At 48.4% G+C, this 17,476-nt stretch carries 21 protein-coding genes; 1 reads left to right on the forward strand and 20 read right to left on the reverse strand.

Going from position 1 to position 17,476, the window contains the following annotated elements:
* Window positions 1-23 precede the first annotated feature (23 nt).
* The 8 genes from V5J77_RS15215 to V5J77_RS15250 form a co-directional block, all read right to left on the reverse strand.
* Window positions 24-1,004, reverse strand: a complete 981-nt coding sequence (locus V5J77_RS15215; protein ID WP_338551688.1) for a biotin--[acetyl-CoA-carboxylase] ligase — start codon at window positions 1,002-1,004, stop codon at window positions 24-26.
* Window positions 994-2,277: a CCA tRNA nucleotidyltransferase gene (locus V5J77_RS15220; protein WP_338551689.1), complete on the reverse strand. Its 1,284-nt coding sequence runs from the start codon at window positions 2,275-2,277 to the stop codon at window positions 994-996. The genes V5J77_RS15215 and V5J77_RS15220 overlap by 11 nt, the downstream gene beginning before the upstream one ends.
* A gap of 19 nt (window positions 2,278-2,296) precedes the next feature.
* Window positions 2,297-3,463 carry an N-acetyl-alpha-D-glucosaminyl L-malate synthase BshA gene (gene bshA, locus V5J77_RS15225; protein ID WP_338551690.1) on the reverse strand — a complete coding sequence of 389 codons (1,167 nt, stop codon included), beginning with the start codon at window positions 3,461-3,463 and terminating at the stop codon, window positions 2,297-2,299.
* A gap of 88 nt (window positions 3,464-3,551) precedes the next feature.
* Window positions 3,552-4,250 carry a bacillithiol biosynthesis deacetylase BshB1 gene (bshB1, locus tag V5J77_RS15230; protein WP_338551691.1) on the reverse strand — a complete coding sequence of 233 codons (699 nt, stop codon included), beginning with the start codon at window positions 4,248-4,250 and terminating at the stop codon, window positions 3,552-3,554.
* A complete protein-coding gene (mgsA, locus tag V5J77_RS15235) occupies window positions 4,247-4,666 on the reverse strand; it encodes a methylglyoxal synthase (RefSeq protein ID WP_338551692.1) in 420 nt (139 codons plus the stop codon). Before mgsA ends, bshB1 begins: the two co-directional genes overlap by 4 nt.
* A gap of 40 nt (window positions 4,667-4,706) precedes the next feature.
* Window positions 4,707-5,465, reverse strand: a complete 759-nt coding sequence (dapB, locus tag V5J77_RS15240) for a 4-hydroxy-tetrahydrodipicolinate reductase (RefSeq protein WP_338556838.1) — start codon at window positions 5,463-5,465, stop codon at window positions 4,707-4,709.
* Window positions 5,466-5,514: 49 nt separating this feature from the next.
* Window positions 5,515-6,060, reverse strand: a complete 546-nt coding sequence (locus tag V5J77_RS15245; protein WP_338551693.1) for a tetratricopeptide repeat protein — start codon at window positions 6,058-6,060, stop codon at window positions 5,515-5,517.
* Window positions 6,061-6,116: 56 nt separating this feature from the next.
* Complete coding sequence (locus tag V5J77_RS15250; protein ID WP_338551694.1) at window positions 6,117-6,452, reverse strand: nucleotide pyrophosphohydrolase; 336 nt, start codon at window positions 6,450-6,452, stop codon at window positions 6,117-6,119.
* Between the two features lie 299 nt (window positions 6,453-6,751).
* Between V5J77_RS15250 and V5J77_RS15255 the strand changes: the two genes are divergently transcribed.
* On the forward strand, window positions 6,752-7,621 hold the full coding sequence (locus V5J77_RS15255; protein ID WP_338551695.1) for a YitT family protein: 870 nt from the start codon (window positions 6,752-6,754) through the stop codon (window positions 7,619-7,621).
* A 19-nt stretch (window positions 7,622-7,640) separates the two neighbouring features.
* Here the strand turns inward: V5J77_RS15255 and V5J77_RS15260 are convergent, their stop codons facing one another.
* From V5J77_RS15260 to V5J77_RS15315, 12 genes are all read right to left on the reverse strand, one after another.
* On the reverse strand, window positions 7,641-8,543 hold the full coding sequence (locus V5J77_RS15260; RefSeq protein ID WP_338551696.1) for a sporulation protein YpjB: 903 nt from the start codon (window positions 8,541-8,543) through the stop codon (window positions 7,641-7,643).
* A gap of 52 nt (window positions 8,544-8,595) precedes the next feature.
* The gene (locus tag V5J77_RS15265; RefSeq protein ID WP_338551697.1) at window positions 8,596-9,231 is read right to left on the reverse strand and encodes a DUF1405 domain-containing protein; all 636 of its coding nucleotides are present in this window, start codon (window positions 9,229-9,231) and stop codon (window positions 8,596-8,598) included.
* 114 nt (window positions 9,232-9,345) lie between these two features.
* A complete protein-coding gene (locus V5J77_RS15270; RefSeq protein ID WP_338556840.1) occupies window positions 9,346-10,224 on the reverse strand; it encodes a c-type cytochrome in 879 nt (292 codons plus the stop codon).
* 19 nt (window positions 10,225-10,243) lie between these two features.
* Window positions 10,244-10,915 (reverse strand): cytochrome b6, encoded by a 672-nt coding sequence (locus tag V5J77_RS15275; protein WP_338551698.1) that lies wholly within the window; start codon window positions 10,913-10,915, stop codon window positions 10,244-10,246.
* Between the two features lie 16 nt (window positions 10,916-10,931).
* Complete coding sequence (locus V5J77_RS15280) at window positions 10,932-11,465, reverse strand: ubiquinol-cytochrome c reductase iron-sulfur subunit (protein ID WP_046232066.1); 534 nt, start codon at window positions 11,463-11,465, stop codon at window positions 10,932-10,934.
* Window positions 11,466-11,787: 322 nt separating this feature from the next.
* The gene (locus V5J77_RS15285) at window positions 11,788-12,222 is read right to left on the reverse strand and encodes a DUF2487 family protein (protein WP_338551699.1); all 435 of its coding nucleotides are present in this window, start codon (window positions 12,220-12,222) and stop codon (window positions 11,788-11,790) included.
* Window positions 12,223-12,478: 256 nt separating this feature from the next.
* A complete protein-coding gene (locus tag V5J77_RS15290; RefSeq protein ID WP_056028751.1) occupies window positions 12,479-12,658 on the reverse strand; it encodes an IDEAL domain-containing protein in 180 nt (59 codons plus the stop codon).
* A gap of 22 nt (window positions 12,659-12,680) precedes the next feature.
* A complete protein-coding gene (locus V5J77_RS15295; RefSeq protein WP_338551700.1) occupies window positions 12,681-13,187 on the reverse strand; it encodes a gamma carbonic anhydrase family protein in 507 nt (168 codons plus the stop codon).
* Window positions 13,188-13,293: 106 nt separating this feature from the next.
* Window positions 13,294-14,535 carry a hypothetical protein gene (locus V5J77_RS15300; RefSeq protein ID WP_338551701.1) on the reverse strand — a complete coding sequence of 414 codons (1,242 nt, stop codon included), beginning with the start codon at window positions 14,533-14,535 and terminating at the stop codon, window positions 13,294-13,296.
* Window positions 14,536-14,782: 247 nt separating this feature from the next.
* Window positions 14,783-15,379, reverse strand: coding sequence for a histidine phosphatase family protein (locus V5J77_RS15305; RefSeq protein ID WP_338551702.1), 597 nt, complete (start codon window positions 15,377-15,379; stop codon window positions 14,783-14,785).
* Between the two features lie 80 nt (window positions 15,380-15,459).
* Window positions 15,460-16,062, reverse strand: coding sequence for a hypothetical protein (locus V5J77_RS15310; RefSeq protein ID WP_338551703.1), 603 nt, complete (start codon window positions 16,060-16,062; stop codon window positions 15,460-15,462).
* A complete protein-coding gene (locus V5J77_RS15315; protein ID WP_338551704.1) occupies window positions 16,059-16,655 on the reverse strand; it encodes a sigma-70 family RNA polymerase sigma factor in 597 nt (198 codons plus the stop codon). The genes V5J77_RS15310 and V5J77_RS15315 overlap by 4 nt, the downstream gene beginning before the upstream one ends.
* Window positions 16,656-17,476: the final 821 nt, after the last annotated feature.

A 17,476-nucleotide genomic window follows, 5' to 3' on the forward strand; every position in this document is an offset into this window, starting at 1 on the left:
AAAAATATGTTGATTCGTAAATATTACTTGCTCCGGGGCTCGCCCATTTCTGCTGAAAAAATAAGCGACCGGCTGCCGTCCGGCTTTTCCACAATAAGCGCTCCGCTGGCATCAAGCCCCCTCGGCGTGCCTTCAACGACGCCTTGCGGGGTTATGAGCGTTGCTGGCTTATGAAGCGATATCGAAAGCGATTCCCATAGCGTCACAATCGGGGCAAAGCCCTCGCTTTGATACAGCTCATAAAGCTGCTCCCACTCCAGCAAAAAATCGGCGATTATCGCTTCACGCACCTGCTTCTCGCCGCTTGCCAAACGCAGGGAGGTCGCTTTCTCCAAAAGCTCCTCGGGATAATCGGCCTGCTGCAAATTCACGCTGATGCCAATTCCAGCGATGACATAGCGCAGCCGTTCATCCTCTGCGGCGGATTCCAGTAATATGCCGCTAATTTTTTTTCCATGAATGAGCAGATCGTTTGGCCATTTGATGCCAATGTCAAGCTTCGTCAGCCGCTTTAGGCTGCGGCATAACGCGACTGCCGTAAGCAGGGTAAGCTGCGGGGCAAAATAAATCGGCACCGTCGGGCGCATGACCATACTCATCCATATCCCTTTGCCCAGAGGCGAGATCCAGCCACGCCCCATTCGGCCACGCCCGCTTAGCTGCTGCTCAGCAACAACGAGCGTACCTTCTTCTGCACCATCTTCTGCGAGCATTTGTGCAATATTTTGCGTCGATTCAACCGATTCCAGCACCTGCAGCTTTTGGCCGAAGCTTCTGGTTTTAAGACTGGTTAGCAAAGCTGCCATATTGAGCTTGTCCGGCATCGAAAGCAGACGATAGCCGAGCCTGCGTGAAGCTTCAAATTCATATCCTTGGGACTCCAGCTTGCGTATTTGCTTCCACACTGCTGTACGGCTTACATTCAGCTCACGGCTAATATGTTCGCCTGATACATATTCGCCTTCACGATCCGCAAACAAACGCAGCAAGTTTTCATGGCTCATCCGTCTCTTCCTTCCATCTGTCAACTTGATTCTGCAGCTGTTCCTGCGAATTAGAGAGCTCGCCAAGCGCAACTAACAGCAGCAGCCGTTTCAGCGTCTCGCCCATCCAGACGCCCGGTTTGCGATCCAAGTAGGCTGCAAGCTGATTACCGTTTATCGCCAGCTCCTTGAGCGAGGTAATTTCCAGCTCCGACAACCAATGCTTCATACTCGGTACATCAGCGGAAAAAGGGTGCTCTTGCCCATTGGCTTCCGCAATATGCAGCCAGCTTTCGGCTGCATCTCGCCCATAGCGCAGCACGGCTTCAATCCAGCTTGTCCGAAGCTTCTCTCCGGTCAGTCCTCGGTCTGCGAGCAGCTCATGATGAAGCGTTACAATCGCCATTATAACGCTGCTGCGGCTTCCTGACATGCGCAGTGCCTGCAGCGTCGCCTTGGCCTCCGCTTGTGTTACGCCTGGCCGCGTCATCAATGCGGCATAACGAATGTCCGTACCTCTAAGCGTGGTCAAATAATCCAGCTGCACACGCTCCATCTTCGCAGCCTCAGCTAGCAAGGCGCGAGCTCCCGGCAAAGGCTCAAGCGTGTAAGCAAGCAGCCCGCTGCCAGCGAGCAGCGCTGCAGCATAATGAGGAGCGGGGCCGCCAATCATTTTATCGAGCTCAGCCTGCACACGCTCCATCGCTACGTAGCGCAGCAGCTCGCGATGCTTAATCAGCGCCCGCCAAGTGCGATACACGATCCGAAAGCGAAACTGCGAAGCGAAGCGAAGGGCACGCAGCATACGAAGCGCATCCTCTTGAAACCTTGCTTCCGCGTCGCCTACACAGCGCACCTGCTTGAGCTCAATGTCGCCCATGCCGCCATAAGGATCGAAATAATCGCCGTTTACGCGCATCGCCATCGCATTAATCGTTAAATCCCGCCGCAGCAAATCTTCCTTCAGCTCCGAAATAAAAGCCACGCTTTCCGGCCTGCGATGCTTCTCATATACCGATTCCTTGCGATACGTCGTCACCTCATAACCGGTTCCATCCTGCATCACTGTCACCGTCCCATGCTGTAGGCCGGTTGGAATACAATACGCAAATAAGGCAACTACCTGCTCTGGTGTCGCCGACGTCGCAATATCTACATCTTTAAGCGCGAGGCCCATTACGGTATCCCTCACGCAGCCTCCAACGAACACAGCTTCATAGCCGTGCTCGTTCAAGGTTGCGAGAATGGGCAGCGCCTCTCGCATCGCATTTGGAATCGAGGTGCAGCGCTCCATCTTCTCACCCTCTATCCACTTATTCGCAAACGACCGCAGAGGCAGGAAGCTCAGCTTCTAGGCCTAGCACGCGATAATAAATTTCTTCATATTCAGCCGTAATGCGATCATTGCAGAAAGCATGACAGGAGCGGTAGATGCATGCTTCTTTAAACTTCGCATGCAGCTCTTCATCTGTTAGCAAACGAATGGCATTGGCCGCCATGCTGTCCACATCGCCAATCGGGCTAAGGAAGCCCGTTTCACCATGCGTCACCAGCTCAGGGATACCGCCTGCTGTCGAGCCAATTGTCGGTACGCCGCAAGCCATGGCCTCCAGCGCTACCAGACCGAAGCTCTCCTTCTCTGACGGGAGCAGCAGCACATCAGCGAGCGATATCACTTGCGCCACATCCTCCTGCTTGCCCAGAAACACGACGCGATCCTCCAGTCCCATTTCACGGATTTTGCACTGAATTTTTGATAGCTCTGGTCCTTCTCCGACTAATAGCAGCTTCGAAGGTACCGTCTTAGCAACCTGCTGGAAAATTTCAATGACATCTGATACCCGCTTTACAGGACGGAAATTGGAAATATGCATTAATATTTTTTCATTCGGGCTGGCGTAATCCAGTCGCAGCGAGGCGACGTCCCGCGGATAATAAATGCGCTTGTCAACAAAATTATAGGTGAGATCAATCGGCTTCGTAATATCAAGCAGCTTTCTTGTCTCCTGAATCAAATCTTGGGAAACCGCCGTTACAGCATCACTTTTATTAATGGCAAGTCTGATCAAGTCCTTAAGCGACTCATCCTGCGCGAGCACTGTAATATCTGTTCCATGCAGCGTTGTAACCGTCTTGAGCTCCTCGCCAATCATCTGCTTGGCAAGATGAGCACAGACGGCGTGCGGAACCGCATAATGCACATGAAGCAAATCCAGCTTCTCCATCTTGGCAACCTGTGCCATCTTGCTTGCCAGTGATAAATCGTAAGGCGGAAAACGAAACACATAATAATCATTGACTTCAACTTCATGAAAAAAAATGTTTTTATTAAAATGGCCTAGCCGGAACGGAATGCTGTGCGTTATAAAATGAATTTCATGTCCTCGCTCTGCAAGCAGCTTGCCGAGCTCAGTCGCAACGACACCAGAGCCGCCAAGCGTAGGATAACAGGTTATCCCAATTTTCAACTTACGTGCCATGTCCTGCTCACTCCTGCCGTCTCTAGCTTTTATAATCCATTCTATTCCTAATGGTTTGTATATCTTGTCAAATTTGTTGCCTGACCTTCTAAAACATCTTCACTTCATGGGGCCGTTTCAAAGCAAAGCCTTCCGCATATTTCCAGGAGCGTGCTTGACCAAGCAGCATATCTCTCGCTTCCACCCGTTCCACATAGCGGTCGGTGAGCGGCGTCGACACGCGGTCTTCCTCCCCGGAAATGGCCTCAAACTGCGAGCGATAAGCAAGCAGCGATTGGCGCTTCGTTTCGTATTGCTCACTGATGTCTACAACGAGTGAAACCTGCTCCATGTCATTTATGTAATAATATATGAGCTGCTGCACCTGAACAGGCGGCAGTTCCGGCATATATTTTCGCAGCTTGGCATTAAATACAGCCTCCTCGACCAGCTTGCTGCATGCAATATGATCAGGATGCCGATCAACCCAATACGGCGCAAATACGATGCGCGGGCGGCTGCGGCGGATTTCAGCCACAATGCTGTCGATGTTGCTGCGGGTAAGCTCAAGTCCGCGATCCGGCAGCTGCAAATTGGTCCGTGAATAAAGACCAAGCACCGCAGCGGCGTTATCGGCCTCTCGCCTTCGCTGCTCTACGGTGCCGTTCGAAGACATTTCCGCTTCCGTTAAATCACAAATACCAACCAGCATGCCTGCCATCGTATGTTTGGCAATGGTACCGCCCATTCCAATCTCAGCATCATCTGCATGTGCGCCAAATACGAGAATATCTAACGGCTCACTCATAGCGGCAATTCAGGCTTGTACTTATGAACAAGCTCTCTCCAGGCAAAATCTCCGCGTTCCAGCGCCTTGACCAGCAATTCGGCTGTCGCTACGTTTGTCGCAACCGGAATGCCCTGCACATCGCAAAGACGAAGCAGTGCAATAATATCTGGCTCATGCGGCTGCGCCATAAGCGGGTCACGCAGGAATATAATCAGATCCATTTCGTTTTGAGCAACAAGGGCGCCGATTTGCTGGTCGCCGCCAAGCGGGCCCGACATGAAGCGGTGGATGCTCAAATCCGTCTGCTCCATAATTCTCGTGCCGGTCGTACCTGTTGAATAGAGCTCATGCCCTACAAAAACCTTCTCGTAAGCAATAACAAAGTTGACGATCTCTTCTTTCTTTCGGTCGTGCGCGATGAATGCTATTTTCATAGGTGAGGCCCCTCTTCCACTGTCTAATTCAATCCTTCTACTAATCCATCAAATGCTCGAAACCGTATATTAATCCACTGTAACCCATCACTTTCTTGATTGCGACATTAACGCCCGGCATATAGCCCGCACGGTCATAGGAGTCATGGCGAATTTTGAGCGATTGGCCATAACCGCCAAATACAACTTCCTGCTGCGCAAATACGCCAGGCAGTCTCACACTATGTATACGGAAGCCATTATAGTAGCCGCCTCTTGCTCCTTCGATCGTTTCCTTCTCGTTAGGATTGCCTTGGCGCAGCTCTTGGCGAGCCTCTGCAATGAGCTCTGCCGTCTTGATCGAGGTGCCAGAAGGGGCATCAAGCTTGTGATCGCCATGATATTCGATAATTTCAACATGCGGCAAATATTTGGATGCCTGTGCTGCAAACTTCATCATCAGAATAGCGCCAATTGAAAAGTTAGGCGCAATGAGCCCGCCAAGCTGCTTCTCGATACAACGCTGGTTAAGCTCTTCAATTTGCTCAGGCGTAAAACCCGTCGTTCCCATTATAGGACGAACGCCGAATTCAATGGCTGTTTTTGTATGTTCATAGGCAGCATGCGGAGCCGTAAAATCTACCATAACATCGGCCTTTGCGCTGCTAAGCGCCTCTTCAATCGTCTTGCAAGCGATAATTCCCGTATTAGGCTTATTCGCAAAGCTTCCTGCATCTACAGCGCCTGCTGAAGGCGCGACGGCGGATACGAGCTCCAGCGCCTCATCCTCCAGCACCATTTTTACCACTTCACGGCCCATAAGACCGCCTGCTCCGATAACTGCTACTTTAATTGTATCCACTTATCCATCACCTGTTCCTTCGTCTATGTTGTCCGTTAATCCGGTAGCGCATCAAGCGCCGCCGACGGCTCACATCAGCAAATAGCCTCCTGGCGGCTGAATGCCCCGGGTCAAGCCGAATCGCTTCGCGCGCATGCTCAGCAGCTTCATCCAGTTGCCCAAGCTCAGCATACGTCATTGCGATCCAATAAAAAGCGTCAAAGCACAGCGGATCAAGCTCTACTGCCTGCTTCAGCATCAACAGAGCCTCTTCCAATGCCGGCGGTTGTTGTGTCAGCAACTGCTGCGCATTCGAAAGCTGCAGCCTTGCTTTAATCGTCTGAAAATGATAAATATATTCCGGTTCATCCTCCGCAAGCTCAAGCGCCCTATGGGCATGCTCATAAGCCTTCGACCATTTCCCGCTTCGCGCGCATGAAATAGCGCACTTATGATAATAACTGGCATTGTCAGGCTCTGCGGCAATCGCTTGCTCAAACCAGACAATAGCCTGTTCAAAATCGCTGTTCAAAATGAAAGCATACGCCTTTTTGATACAAGCATCCCCATTCATTACCGCCCATCCTCCTTGTACACAGGTTGATGGTACAGCATATGTGAGGAGCGGTATTACTGTTCAGCGTTTTTTAAAGTCCAGCGGTTTTTATCACGTGTATTGAATTTATCCATGACTTTATTGTGTGCTTCCGTTAAATCAATATCGAGCGAATTGGCAAAGCAGGATAAAAGAAATAAAATATCGCCAAGCTCCATTTCAATGGAGTTGTCAGCTTCATCCGCCTTTTTGCGTTTCTCGCCGTAGGAATGGTTCACTTCACGCGCAAGCTCGCCGACTTCCTCACTCATTCTTGCCATCAGTGCCAGTGGACTAAAGTAGCCTTCTTTAAATTGAGAAATATAATCATCCACTTCTTGCTGGATATCTGCTAACGTTTTTTGAGCCATACGTGCAATTCCCTTCTTTCAAGACTATCTTTTTCCACAGCTATGGAAGCCCGAAAAGCAAGTCAAAACTAATTGTTGTCAATAATTCATATGTTAACGCAAAGAGACGATGAAAACAATGTTTTTGAACGATGAAAATTGCGCTATACTACAGAATGGAAACCGCCATCGGATCATCATCGCCGTTTTTCGGCTCCCTACTCTACAGGATTATCGCCAGCAGTAGACAGCGAAGCGAATAAGTGAAATAATGGATTTTTTATGCTTATATGCTTATATTTTAAAAAAGGGGATTTTTAATGATGCTTCGTAAAGCAACTAAGCAATTGCAAATTATTTTGCCCATTCTGCTAGGCACAGCGATATATGCTTTTGGGCTGCACTATTTTCTTATACCGAATATGCTTATGGAGGGCGGTGTAACGGGTATAGCGGTTCTTCTCAATTACGCAGCCGGATGGCCGCTGTCCATTACAACGCTTGTCCTCAACATTCCTTTGTTTCTACTGGGCTGGAGGACGCTTGGCCGTACCGAAATGCTTTATACGCTCGCTGGCATCGTTTCACTTTCCTTTTTCCTTGGCGTCATGGAGCAGCTTATTGCCAAAGGCTGGGTCGTAACGTTTCACACTTCAACCGATTACATACTTGCTGCTTTATATGCGGGGGTAACGCTCGGCGCAGGGCTTGGCATCGTCTTTCGTTTTGGAGGGACGACGGGCGGTGTCGATATTATAGCCCGAATCGTATCACGCCGCAAAACGCTTAGCATGGGACAAATTATTCTCATTCTCGATATTGTAATAATCGGAGGCTCGCTCTTTTTTATTCCTATCGAAAAAGTGCTGTACACGCTCGTAACGGTATTTGTTGCCGCCAAGCTCATTGATTTTATTCAGGATGGCGCCTATGCCGCCAAATCCTTCTCCATTATTACTGACAAAGGGACCCCGATGGCGCAGCGCATTACGATTGAGATGGAACGCGGTGTGACGCTAATGCCGGCAAAAGGCGCTTTTTCCGGTCAGCAAAAGGAAATCGTATATTGCGTCGTTCAGCGGCAGGAGCTGCGACGCCTTAAAGCAATCGTTCGCAGTGTAGATCCTCGTGCATTCGTCATCATAAATGATGTCCATGATGTGCTGGGTGAAGGCTTCAATGAGGAATAGATGCATAAAGCCGCTCCCATCAAGGGAGCGGCTTTATGCCGTAAGGCTGCTGCTTGTATTTACGCCAGCTTTTATAGGCAAGCACCGCCATAATAATAGCTCCGAGCAGCAGCGTCCAGCTTACCGGGTTAGCCGATGCGGGTGGCGCAAGCGCAGGCTCATCCGTAACTGATTGCGGCTTGTCCGTGAACAATCTGCTTACGGCTGCTCCAAGCTGCGTCAGCGCCTCGTCGACTCGTCCCGCTTGAGCCTGATCCTTAGGCCCCGCAGATAACAGCACATTCGTATAACGAATCCGCTCATGCAGCTCTGCTGTCCGTCCTTCAGGACGCAGCATAAAGGCGGGACCTTCAACGAGTGCCAAATGCGCGCTTAAGTTGTCCATCGCCGCCCTTGCAGCAGCCGCCCGCTCTTCATACGGGCGCTTCCATGCTTTACTCACCCGGCTTACATCCTCGAGCATAACTCGCTCATATTGCATCCATAACCCACTGGCTGGTCTAAGCATTGCATCCGCAGTTAGATGAATGCGAGCAGAGGCAGCCAGCCACCCTGCGGGCTGCCTTTTGCTCAGAAGCTCATCCGAGACAGCCTCTATGCTTTGCTGCAGCCTTGTCCAACCAGTTGGGCGACCTTCTATACCTGTCTCCAGCTGCGGAAGCAGGCGCTCCAGCTGCTGGACATATTTATAGCCAGCTTGGCGGTTGTCTGCATAAGAAGCTTTATATAATGAATTAGCCGCTTCCTCGAAACGAGCCAAAAGCACCCTAGCCTCTGTACCCTCTGTTGCCTCTGTTGCCTCTGTTGCCTCTGCATATCTGGCGCCAAGCGGCTCTTTGCCTGCATAAGCCCAAGTCGCAGAAACGGAACCAAGCAGCATGGCGATACTTAATACAATGGGTATTGCAATGCGTAATCTCATGGACATCCCCCCATAATAAAGCTTATGAGGGGATGTCCATCGTTATGCTTTTTTATACTTGTTTTCTTGCCCGGAGCGCAAGCCAGCCCACTACAAAGCTAAAGATGGATAAGCCGTAGGTAAACAAGCGAACTTGCGGCAAATCGTCCATCAGCTCATCAGCGAGCCAAGGGAATACGCCGAACGTATAATCAATGGTGTCATTAAGCAGCAGCCAAGCAGTTGCGACAACGACCGCCTTGAAACCAGCTTTCATAAAACGGGCATACAGCAGCACCTCTACAGCCATGCCAAGATGAGAAAGCACGAGCATGCCGTGCTGCCAATTCAGCTCCCCACCCTGTGCTCCTGTTGCCACAATCATGGACACCGCCCACAAGCCATATTTTACCGACGTAACGACTGCAAGTCCTTCAATTGCCATTCTAGTCATCTGAACAAATCTGGATGCCGATTCGGGCGGCGGGAACAGCAAGTAAAGCAGCGTAAGCGTAAAAAACAAGCTAGCCGTCGGACTGTCCGGCACAAATACAAGCAGCCAGGACGGAAACCGTTCGTATGTATAAACCAATTGATTCCAATACCATATGTAACCGTAAACGGTCCCTAGAAAATTAACGATGAACAGCAGCCACAAGATCGTGCGATTCATCCACAGCATGCGGCTCCATAACCATGACAATCCCATTGTTTTCAACCCCTATTTCCCTAACCTTGTTGTGCCGTCCGAGCAGTGACTTGCCTAATAAGTTTGAAAAGAACCTGATTGCAATGAAGCAATCAGGTTCTTGCTGTTACTTTTTTATTCAGTTGCAGCTTTCTGTTTGGAGAGCCACGTTGCAATTTGATCAATCTGCTCAGCGCTCAGGCTGTCTTTGAAGGAAGGCATACCGCCATTACCGTTTGTAACGGTAGCAACAATCTCTTCCTTGGACAACACATCACCTATACCGCGAAGCGCAGGAATTTGCGGTGGATTACCCTTCATATCTGCTGCATGACAAGTTAAACATTTGGATTGCTCAAGCAGCTTATGTGCAGGATCGTCCGCTTCTACAATTGCAATGGATGCGGTCTCAGGCTTCTTCGTCGTACTAGGAGCCTCTTCACCTTTAGCTGCTGCTTCTCTTGCTTTCTCTTCACGAACGTGATGCTCAGGTATTGTATTGGTAATTTCCAGTTGATGCTGGTAATGATCCCAAGATATAACCGTTAAATACACCGTCGCGATCAATGATAAAATCATGAGCGAGGAAGCAATTGGACGACGATAAAATCTACGCTCTTTGCCTGTATCAAGGAAAGGAGCAAGCAGCAAACCGCCGAACATAACGCCAGGAACACCCATCGTACCGAGTACGATATAATCCTGTGAAACATATGGATATTTCAAAAATTGATACAAAAACAAGAAATACCAGTCCGGCATCGGAATAAACGCCGCATTTGTCGGATCTGCCGGATAGCCAAGCGGAGCTGGCTCTGCAATCGTCCATACGAGAAACCCGACGAGTACGACGCAGCCAACCATCCACTCTTTCAGAAGGAAGTTAGGAATAAACGCCTCTGACTTCCCTGGAAAAGACGTATAGTCCGGCGGAATATTCGGATGATTGTTTTTCTTCACCCGAGAGTCGCCAACGTATACGACCTTCTCGTCTGATTTGTGACCATGTGCCATCATAAAGTCCTCCCTTCGCTTAAAGTGGTCCCGAAATACCTTGTTTCCGAATCATCAGGAAGTGAGCTGCAAGCATAGCAAGCAATGCGCCAGGCAGGAAGAAGACGTGAATCGCGAAGAAGCGAGTCAGCGTTTGTGCACCTACGATGTCGCCGCCATACAGGAACTTCCCGATGTAAGGTCCGATGTACGGAACGGATTCCGCGATTTGAACGCCGACCTTAGTTGCGAAGTAAGCTTTGTTATCCCATGGAAGAAGGTAGCCCGTGAATCCAAGGCCCAACATAATGAAGAAAATAAGCATACCTACTACCCAGTTCATTTCGCGCGGCGCTTTATAAGAGCCGGTGAAGAATACGCGCAGCGTATGTAAAAACATCATAACAATAACGAGACTCGCACCAAAGTGATGCATACCGCGAACGATGCCGCCGAATGCGACCTTATGGTTCAAATAGTCAACGCTTGCATAAGCATTCAGAATGTCCGGAACATAATACATCGTCAGGAACATGCCGGACAAAATTTGAATGACGGTAATAAAAAACGTCAAGCCGCCAAAGCAATAGACGAACGCCGAGAAGTGATGTGCAGGGTTAACGTGCTCTGGAACCTCATGGTCCGCAACGTCCCTCCACAACGGCGTAATGTCAAGACGTTCATCGATCCAATTGTATACACTTTTAAACATCTGATCATTCGCCTCCTTAGCCTACCCGTGAATTTGGCTTAACTGGACCCAAGTAAACAAATCCATTCTCAATCTTCACTTCGTATTCATCCAATGGATTTGGTGCTACGGTAATGTTCTTGCCGTCTTTCGTATAACGTGCGTCGTGACACGGGCAGTCATACTCATCTTTACCCTTCGCATTCCAGGCAATCGTACAACCCAGATGTTTGCAGATTGGTGAAAGCGCAAATATTTTGTTATTTGCGTCCTTGGACACCCAAGCAGACAGCTCTGGATCACTGACGTACCATCCATCAACTTGGTGAATTTGGAACTTAAATTCTTGCGGATCTGTTGTAATTTTGCTCTCTTCTACTACTTTAACAAAGGTGCCTTCGGTTTTTTTCTCTAATAATGGGTCTACCGCAAAACGCACCATTGGAAGCACGGCTCCGCCCATCATAAAAGCGGTTGTTCCACCGAGCGTATACGACAAAAACTGCCGTCTGGACATCTCTTTGCGTTGAAGCGGCTTGTGCGCCGATTCTTGATGTTCGTGGTTACTCATCTTCTGTTCTACCCCCTTTGCCAACCATTTCTTGTGTTTTAGCGCATAGCAAAACACATGACGAACTAGGACATACTTATAATAGCCTAGGTGCTTAGGAGCGTCAAGAATATGGCTGGTGATTGACTGCCTAATAAAATGTTGATTTTTAATTTGTAATTAATTTGTCACATTTAACCTTGCATGGCATTTGTTTTCCCCAGAAAATCGTTTAATTATGCAAATCAAGCGTAAACGGCTTTGCCTTCCTTTGACGGCAAAGTTTTCGTTTCGAAGGTGAAATGTAGAGAAGGGATAACGAATTCATATCCCTTCCTATATTTTAAGGTGAAACGGCTGTCGCCGGCTTCGGATTCCACATAAGCGAAACGCGCTCCTTTACGTCCGCAGCATGAGGAAGTTCGCCCGTCTGATCCGGTCTCAGCAGCAAATCGGCTTGAACGCCTGCCAAATCAAGCTTGCCGGATGCCGTCGCTACAATTATATATCGGAAGCCTGCGCCTCTAAGTGAAGCGCATACATCATTAATCTTATCAACAGCCGCGTGCGAACCTACATAATGAAGCGCTGGATAAGTGACAACTCGCCCTTTAAAAGGCATTTCAATCAAATCCATAACATCACGCAGACGCTCCAGGGCAGCAGTTGCCTCATAAGGCTGCTCTTCGCCGCTCATGCCCGTGACAGGCAGCATACAAGTGTCCAAATATGGCCGCAGCTCTTCCCACTGATCTTCTTGTACATCGCTAAACTTCATTGCCAATATCTCCTTCCGCTTGCAGCTACAGCCGGCTTATCGCAGCTTGCGAAAGCCTGCGCGCTTCCATTTTATATACCGAGCCTTTGTCTATGTTAACGTTTTATTCCCTATTTGCCAATGGGTTTTCCCCTCTGCTGCCGATTCTTTTTGATGCACAGCAAAATAAGCTTCTACCTTAGCCCGCGAGCTTTCTCGCCGAAGCCTCTGATGGAAGCTTATTTTGCCCTTCATGCTTACTTTCCACGTTATGCCTTCACTTCATTTCGTTCAATTCTTTAGCTAAGCGATAAAACGTATCCTCATCGCCAGCCGCAAGCGACTGGTCAATTTCGCGGTATATACGCTCCGCACGGAATTTTCGCACCGCTTCATCCAAAGCCATTTCTGCTGCAAGCGACAGCATCGCTTCGTACGTTACCTTCATTTTATCCATAGGATACACCTCCACACCGGCGTTAAGAGATCCTATATTCTTCGCCTTTCTTCACGTAGCTTTCCATCGTTCGTTTCATTCGCAGCAAATCGTCCTCTGTAAGCTCTCTAACGACTTTAGCAGGTGAACCAAGAGAAAGCGTATAGGGTGGTATCTTCTTATTCTCCGTAACAATCGAACCGGCTCCTACTAAAGCATATTCACCAAGCTGCGCGCCGTTAAGTACGATTGCCCCCATTCCAATTAATGTGCCTTTGCCTATCGTACAGCCATGGATAATCGCCGCGTGCCCGATGGAAACTTCATCTTCCAATATGAGCGGTTGGTTCAAATTCACATGCCCGACAACTCCATCCTGTATATTGCAGCTTTCTCCAATATGTATCTTTGCCAAATCTCCGCGAAGCACAGCATTAAACCATACGGTGCTATTGCAGCCAATGGTTACATCTCCAATCAGCTTCGCTCCTTCTCCGATATAAACACTGGAATGAATCGTTGGTCTTACTCCCAAATAAGGCAGCAGCATCTCGTAAATTCCCCTCTCATTTGCAATGGACGTTCAGCATAGAGCTGCTAGACATCCATTCCTTATCATTAGCGTGGGGTGATTCTATCAACTGCCGCTGCCATTGTCAATACATGAACAATCGGTTTTGCTCCTCCAGGCTAATGCCCAACATGACCGCTTTGCCCGCCTTCGTCGTTTTGATGACCGTGCCGTGCTTTTCATGCTCCCCTAGCCGTATAAGACCCAGATGGACGAGCATACCGAGCAATCTGTGCTGAAAAATCCGCTCCGCATCGTCATAATAGAAAGGCTTAATGAGCGGAACAAGTACCTGGCTGAGCGATTGCACCGTTACCCATTGATCCGCTAGTCCGCCAATCCATTGGACGAGCGCTAAAATGTTCGGAATCGGCCCCTTATACTGCTTAAGCCAGCATTTGTACAACTGCTGCAATTCATTAGCCGGTGCTGTAAGCAGCCTTTCTTGCCCACCTAGCGTAAGCTTTATGCCAAGAGGCTCCTCTACAAAATAGTTCATTTGCACGCAATAATCATAAAGCAGTGACATTCGATTCGGATAATGGTGAAAATATTTGCCGTAGCCGAATCGCCACTCTCCCTTGCCCGGCAGTTCCTCCTTGATTGAAAACAATTCAAGCAGCTGCAAGCTGAAGCGCTTGTATAACGAACCATCGGCAGCCATTGTCACCTCGTTGTGATGGATGTAATGCAGCAGCCCGCGAATATCGGCCTGCAGCAGCTCCTGCTCATCCCGGTACACATGAGGCTCGTCCGTATACACAAGCTGTGCTGCAAATTTGCGCTTCAACGTTTCACGGAACCGCTGCTTCAAATCCTCCGGAACTTGAAACAAATAACGATTCGCACCGGTAAAGCCATTGAACAGCCAGCCCTGATGCTTGAATTTAACGATGATATCCCTTGGGCTGGTTTCCTTTAAAACAGGCATTTTTTTGGAACGACGCTTCGGCGCAGACGTATTCGCTTTCGCCGGCTGCTGATTAGTGGAGCTTTTCTCTCCAGAAGCCTGCTGCTGTTCCTTTATTTCCTTTTGAACAGCGCTTGCTGCCTCAGGGCCGTTAAACCTGCTCTGCTGTGCGCGAGCTAGAAGCTCCTCCAAGCTGAAAGCATCTCTCGTCTCAAACAGCAGCGAGTTTAAAAAACGTAAATCCTCAATCGCCATGCGGCTGATTTGTTGCTCGAAAACATCATTTCGGCTTACAGCGCCGAGAATCGACTGAATCAATTCATTTTTGGAGTTGCTATTGCACTCGCATTGATAGACGGAGGCAATGCGGCTGAGCTGCCCGATATCTGCACAGCCGAGCATATCCGATAAATTCATAGTCTCTCCTCCTTCGCGCTTAACTGCTGCTTTAAGGAACAGCATTGCTTGCACTCATGATTGTAGAGCAGCCTTTTTTTATTACCATTATGGGAAAAAACTCAGATTTTATAACCGCAGATTCAGAAAAAATAGTTTTTATGCTCTTTTTTCAAAAAAAACGCCATCCCTCCGCTTAGAGGAATGGCGCTGCCATCGTTAGAACTCAACTGCTGCTGGAAATAATAAAGCAGCTTTCACTATTATTTTAAACGCCGATCTGATCAAGCTGCTGCAAATGCCGGCTGCAATTGTAGAGGATGGACTGCCAATCATTTTCCTTAAACTGCAAGATGGAATAGGACATGTTATCGAGAAACTGCCGATCTAGTCCTGTGCACAGCTCATCCAGCAGCTGCGCTAGAAAGCTTCCATGCGTAACGACGAGCAAGCGCATCTCAGGATTGCTTTGCCGCCATTCCTCTACGAAAGAACGCCCACGCAGGCGCACAGTCTCATCAGACTCCTGCCCAACTTCAGCTTGGCGCCACTTCTCACCCCATCGTGCTATCCGCTCCTGCTCCGTCGTTCCTTCAATATCGCCATAAAAACGTTCACGCAGCCGATCATCCGGTGCCAGCAGCGGAATGTCCAGCTTATCCGCGACAATTCGGGCTGTCTCACGGGCACGCAGCAAATCACTGGAAATAACTGCATCCCATAGCTTCTGATCTTCGCTTAGACGGCCTGCGAGTGCTCTCGCTTGAGCAACTCCCCGCTCATTTAAGGGAATATCGGTTTGCCCTTGAATTTTTCCAAGCTTATTCCAATCCGTATTGCCGTGACGTACCAGACCTAATATCATTCCGCAGCCTCCCCAGCTTAATTGCACTCTATTACCGCAAGTTAACGCAAGCAAGGGCCCCTGTCAAGGAGCCCTTCGCGTTAGCTGCGCGTTCTTGATAACCAGTTCAGCATAAGCAGCGTCATAACCATGCCAAGCAGCGACAGCGCTACCCAATACTGTGGAAAGGCCGGAACAACCTTAAGAACAAAAGGGTCGCTAATACTTGCAACCGGCACTTCATATTCAGCGCTTATAACGAGCCCGCTGCCCGAAGCATTAGCTGTATCCATAAAACCTGTTAATTGGGCTAACTGATCCGGACTTGTATTCGTTTCGTTGCCTACGACAAAAAAGACGAGCGCACAAACGAACATCGCCATGCAGCCAGCCACAACAAGGGCTACATTGCGACGAAAAGAGGCAGAAAACTGATAGCTTTTGTGGGTAACCGGCATGAGCCAAGATTCCTCTGCATAAATACGATCCATGACACCGCGCGTCACATGATCCATTGGCGGCAGTTCAATCGAATCATCCTCGGCAATGCAGCGAATCAGCTCCTCGCTCTCTTCCCACAAACGGAGCTGCTCCATGCAATACTCGCAATCAAGCAGATGGGCCTCCATCTCCTGCCGCTGCGGATCCTCCTCCGGCAGCTCCCAGCACATATGGAGTTTGTGTTGAACGTCTTCGCATTTCATCGCGTGTTCATCCCTTCAAATTCATCCACTCCAAGAGCTTCGCCAAAATAAGGCTCCAATTGAACCTTTACACTGGCTCTGGCTCTGAATAACAAGGATTTCACAGAACTGACCGTTTGCCCTAAAATGCTGGCAATTTCCTGGTAGTCCATCTGGTCATATTCTCTAAGAATAAGTGCAGAGCGTTGTTTTTCAGGCAAATTATTAATCGCTTCGCGAACCATCGCCATGCGTTCATTGCGAAGCACAAGCTGCTCTGGACCTGCATCGGGGGCCGTAACTGGCACAATGCCCGATTCATCCAGCGACAAATTCGCTGCTTTCTGCTTGCGAAGCTCACTAAGCACAGTGTTGCGGGCGATCGTGTAAAGCCACGTGGAAAAAGTAGCATCCACCTCACGGAACGAGTGCAGGCTGCGATAGGCTTTATAAAACGTTTCCGAGCATAAATCCTCTGCAAGCAGCTCAAGCTTCGCGCTTTTGAGCATATGAAAAATAAAAGATAATATTTTGCGCTGATAACGGCTCATTAGCTCTGAATAAAGCTCAATGTTGCCATCTTTAATTTCCCTTATTAATTGGGAATCAGTCATGACAGGCGAACCTCCCCACCTGCGAATTCTTCTTCCCGGCCCTGTTATCATTAAATTGTACTAAGCCGGAAGCAAAAAGTTGCGGTATGTATAATAAAAATTACGAATCGCTGGTCTAACAACATAGATTCGCGCCGCACAATCAAAATCCTGCTTATTTCGACAAAAGGATAAATGAGGAATTTTTTAGAAAAAAGAGCTTGCCTTTGAAATTCTCCCCTACTTAATCCTATTGAACATAAGAAAAGTGGTTAAGCAGGCAACTCATCCTGCTCAGCCACTATCGCATTCGCCTATCTACCTTACAAATAATACTCACATGAGTGAAAATAACGTATAACGACGGCTGTTCAAGGTTATGATACTTATGTTTCATCGGCTTAATTATGACGCTTGCGAATGCAATGCTCATTCCCGTCCTTACCCTCATGCAAAAAAATTATCTCTTCACTTCAATCAAGCCTCATTATTACAGTCTACGCCGCGATATCAATCTTATGTATCCCTTTCGCCGGGTAATCACATTGTTGTTTTATATTTTGTAGCTATAGCTTGTGGATGCAGCTTCACTAACTTTGTTTTTTATAAAATCGAGTCAAATTAATATATAGACAACAGAGATTACAAGTATGTTACTTACAAGCATCAAGCTAGAAATATTCATTTGTAGTTTCCGTTTTCTTGTTATCGACGAGCAAATATTGTCGCTCCAAGAGAAGCGTTTTCAAAATAAATAAAGAAAAATGAAAACGCTTATTGACATATTGGAAGCGTATACATATAATAAAAGTACAGTATGGTTTCTCTCCACTCCTATCCAA

It is taken from the genome of Paenibacillus sp. KS-LC4 (assembly GCF_036894955.1).
GTDB lineage: Bacteria > Bacillota > Bacilli > Paenibacillales > Paenibacillaceae > Pristimantibacillus.

What these genes read in the sequence shown, in the direction of transcription:
- V5J77_RS15215 (WP_338551688.1), bottom strand. Translation starts at nt 1,004, where the DNA reads ATGAGCCATGAAAACTTGCTGCGTTTGTTTGCGGATCGTGAAGGCGAA.
- V5J77_RS15220 (WP_338551689.1), bottom strand. Translation starts at nt 2,277, where the DNA reads ATGGAGCGCTGCACCTCGATTCCAAATGCGATGCGAGAGGCGCTGCCC.
- bshA (WP_338551690.1), bottom strand. Translation starts at nt 3,463, where the DNA reads ATGGCACGTAAGTTGAAAATTGGGATAACCTGTTATCCTACGCTTGGC.
- bshB1 (WP_338551691.1), bottom strand. Translation starts at nt 4,250, where the DNA reads ATGAGTGAGCCGTTAGATATTCTCGTATTTGGCGCACATGCAGATGAT.
- mgsA (WP_338551692.1), bottom strand. Translation starts at nt 4,666, where the DNA reads ATGAAAATAGCATTCATCGCGCACGACCGAAAGAAAGAAGAGATCGTC.
- dapB (WP_338556838.1), bottom strand. Translation starts at nt 5,465, where the DNA reads ATGGGCCGTGAAGTGGTAAAAATGGTGCTGGAGGATGAGGCGCTGGAG.
- V5J77_RS15245 (WP_338551693.1), bottom strand. Translation starts at nt 6,060, where the DNA reads ATGAATGGGGATGCTTGTATCAAAAAGGCGTATGCTTTCATTTTGAAC.
- V5J77_RS15250 (WP_338551694.1), bottom strand. Translation starts at nt 6,452, where the DNA reads ATGGCTCAAAAAACGTTAGCAGATATCCAGCAAGAAGTGGATGATTAT.
- V5J77_RS15255 (WP_338551695.1), top strand. Translation starts at nt 6,752, where the DNA reads ATGATGCTTCGTAAAGCAACTAAGCAATTGCAAATTATTTTGCCCATT.
- V5J77_RS15260 (WP_338551696.1), bottom strand. Translation starts at nt 8,543, where the DNA reads ATGAGATTACGCATTGCAATACCCATTGTATTAAGTATCGCCATGCTG.
- V5J77_RS15265 (WP_338551697.1), bottom strand. Translation starts at nt 9,231, where the DNA reads ATGGGATTGTCATGGTTATGGAGCCGCATGCTGTGGATGAATCGCACG.
- V5J77_RS15270 (WP_338556840.1), bottom strand. Translation starts at nt 10,224, where the DNA reads ATGGCACATGGTCACAAATCAGACGAGAAGGTCGTATACGTTGGCGAC.
- V5J77_RS15275 (WP_338551698.1), bottom strand. Translation starts at nt 10,915, where the DNA reads ATGTTTAAAAGTGTATACAATTGGATCGATGAACGTCTTGACATTACG.
- V5J77_RS15280 (WP_046232066.1), bottom strand. Translation starts at nt 11,465, where the DNA reads ATGAGTAACCACGAACATCAAGAATCGGCGCACAAGCCGCTTCAACGC.
- V5J77_RS15285 (WP_338551699.1), bottom strand. Translation starts at nt 12,222, where the DNA reads ATGAAGTTTAGCGATGTACAAGAAGATCAGTGGGAAGAGCTGCGGCCA.
- V5J77_RS15290 (WP_056028751.1), bottom strand. Translation starts at nt 12,658, where the DNA reads ATGGATAAAATGAAGGTAACGTACGAAGCGATGCTGTCGCTTGCAGCA.
- V5J77_RS15295 (WP_338551700.1), bottom strand. Translation starts at nt 13,187, where the DNA reads ATGCTGCTGCCTTATTTGGGAGTAAGACCAACGATTCATTCCAGTGTT.
- V5J77_RS15300 (WP_338551701.1), bottom strand. Translation starts at nt 14,535, where the DNA reads ATGAATTTATCGGATATGCTCGGCTGTGCAGATATCGGGCAGCTCAGC.
- V5J77_RS15305 (WP_338551702.1), bottom strand. Translation starts at nt 15,379, where the DNA reads ATGATATTAGGTCTGGTACGTCACGGCAATACGGATTGGAATAAGCTT.
- V5J77_RS15310 (WP_338551703.1), bottom strand. Translation starts at nt 16,062, where the DNA reads ATGAAATGCGAAGACGTTCAACACAAACTCCATATGTGCTGGGAGCTG.
- V5J77_RS15315 (WP_338551704.1), bottom strand. Translation starts at nt 16,655, where the DNA reads ATGACTGATTCCCAATTAATAAGGGAAATTAAAGATGGCAACATTGAG.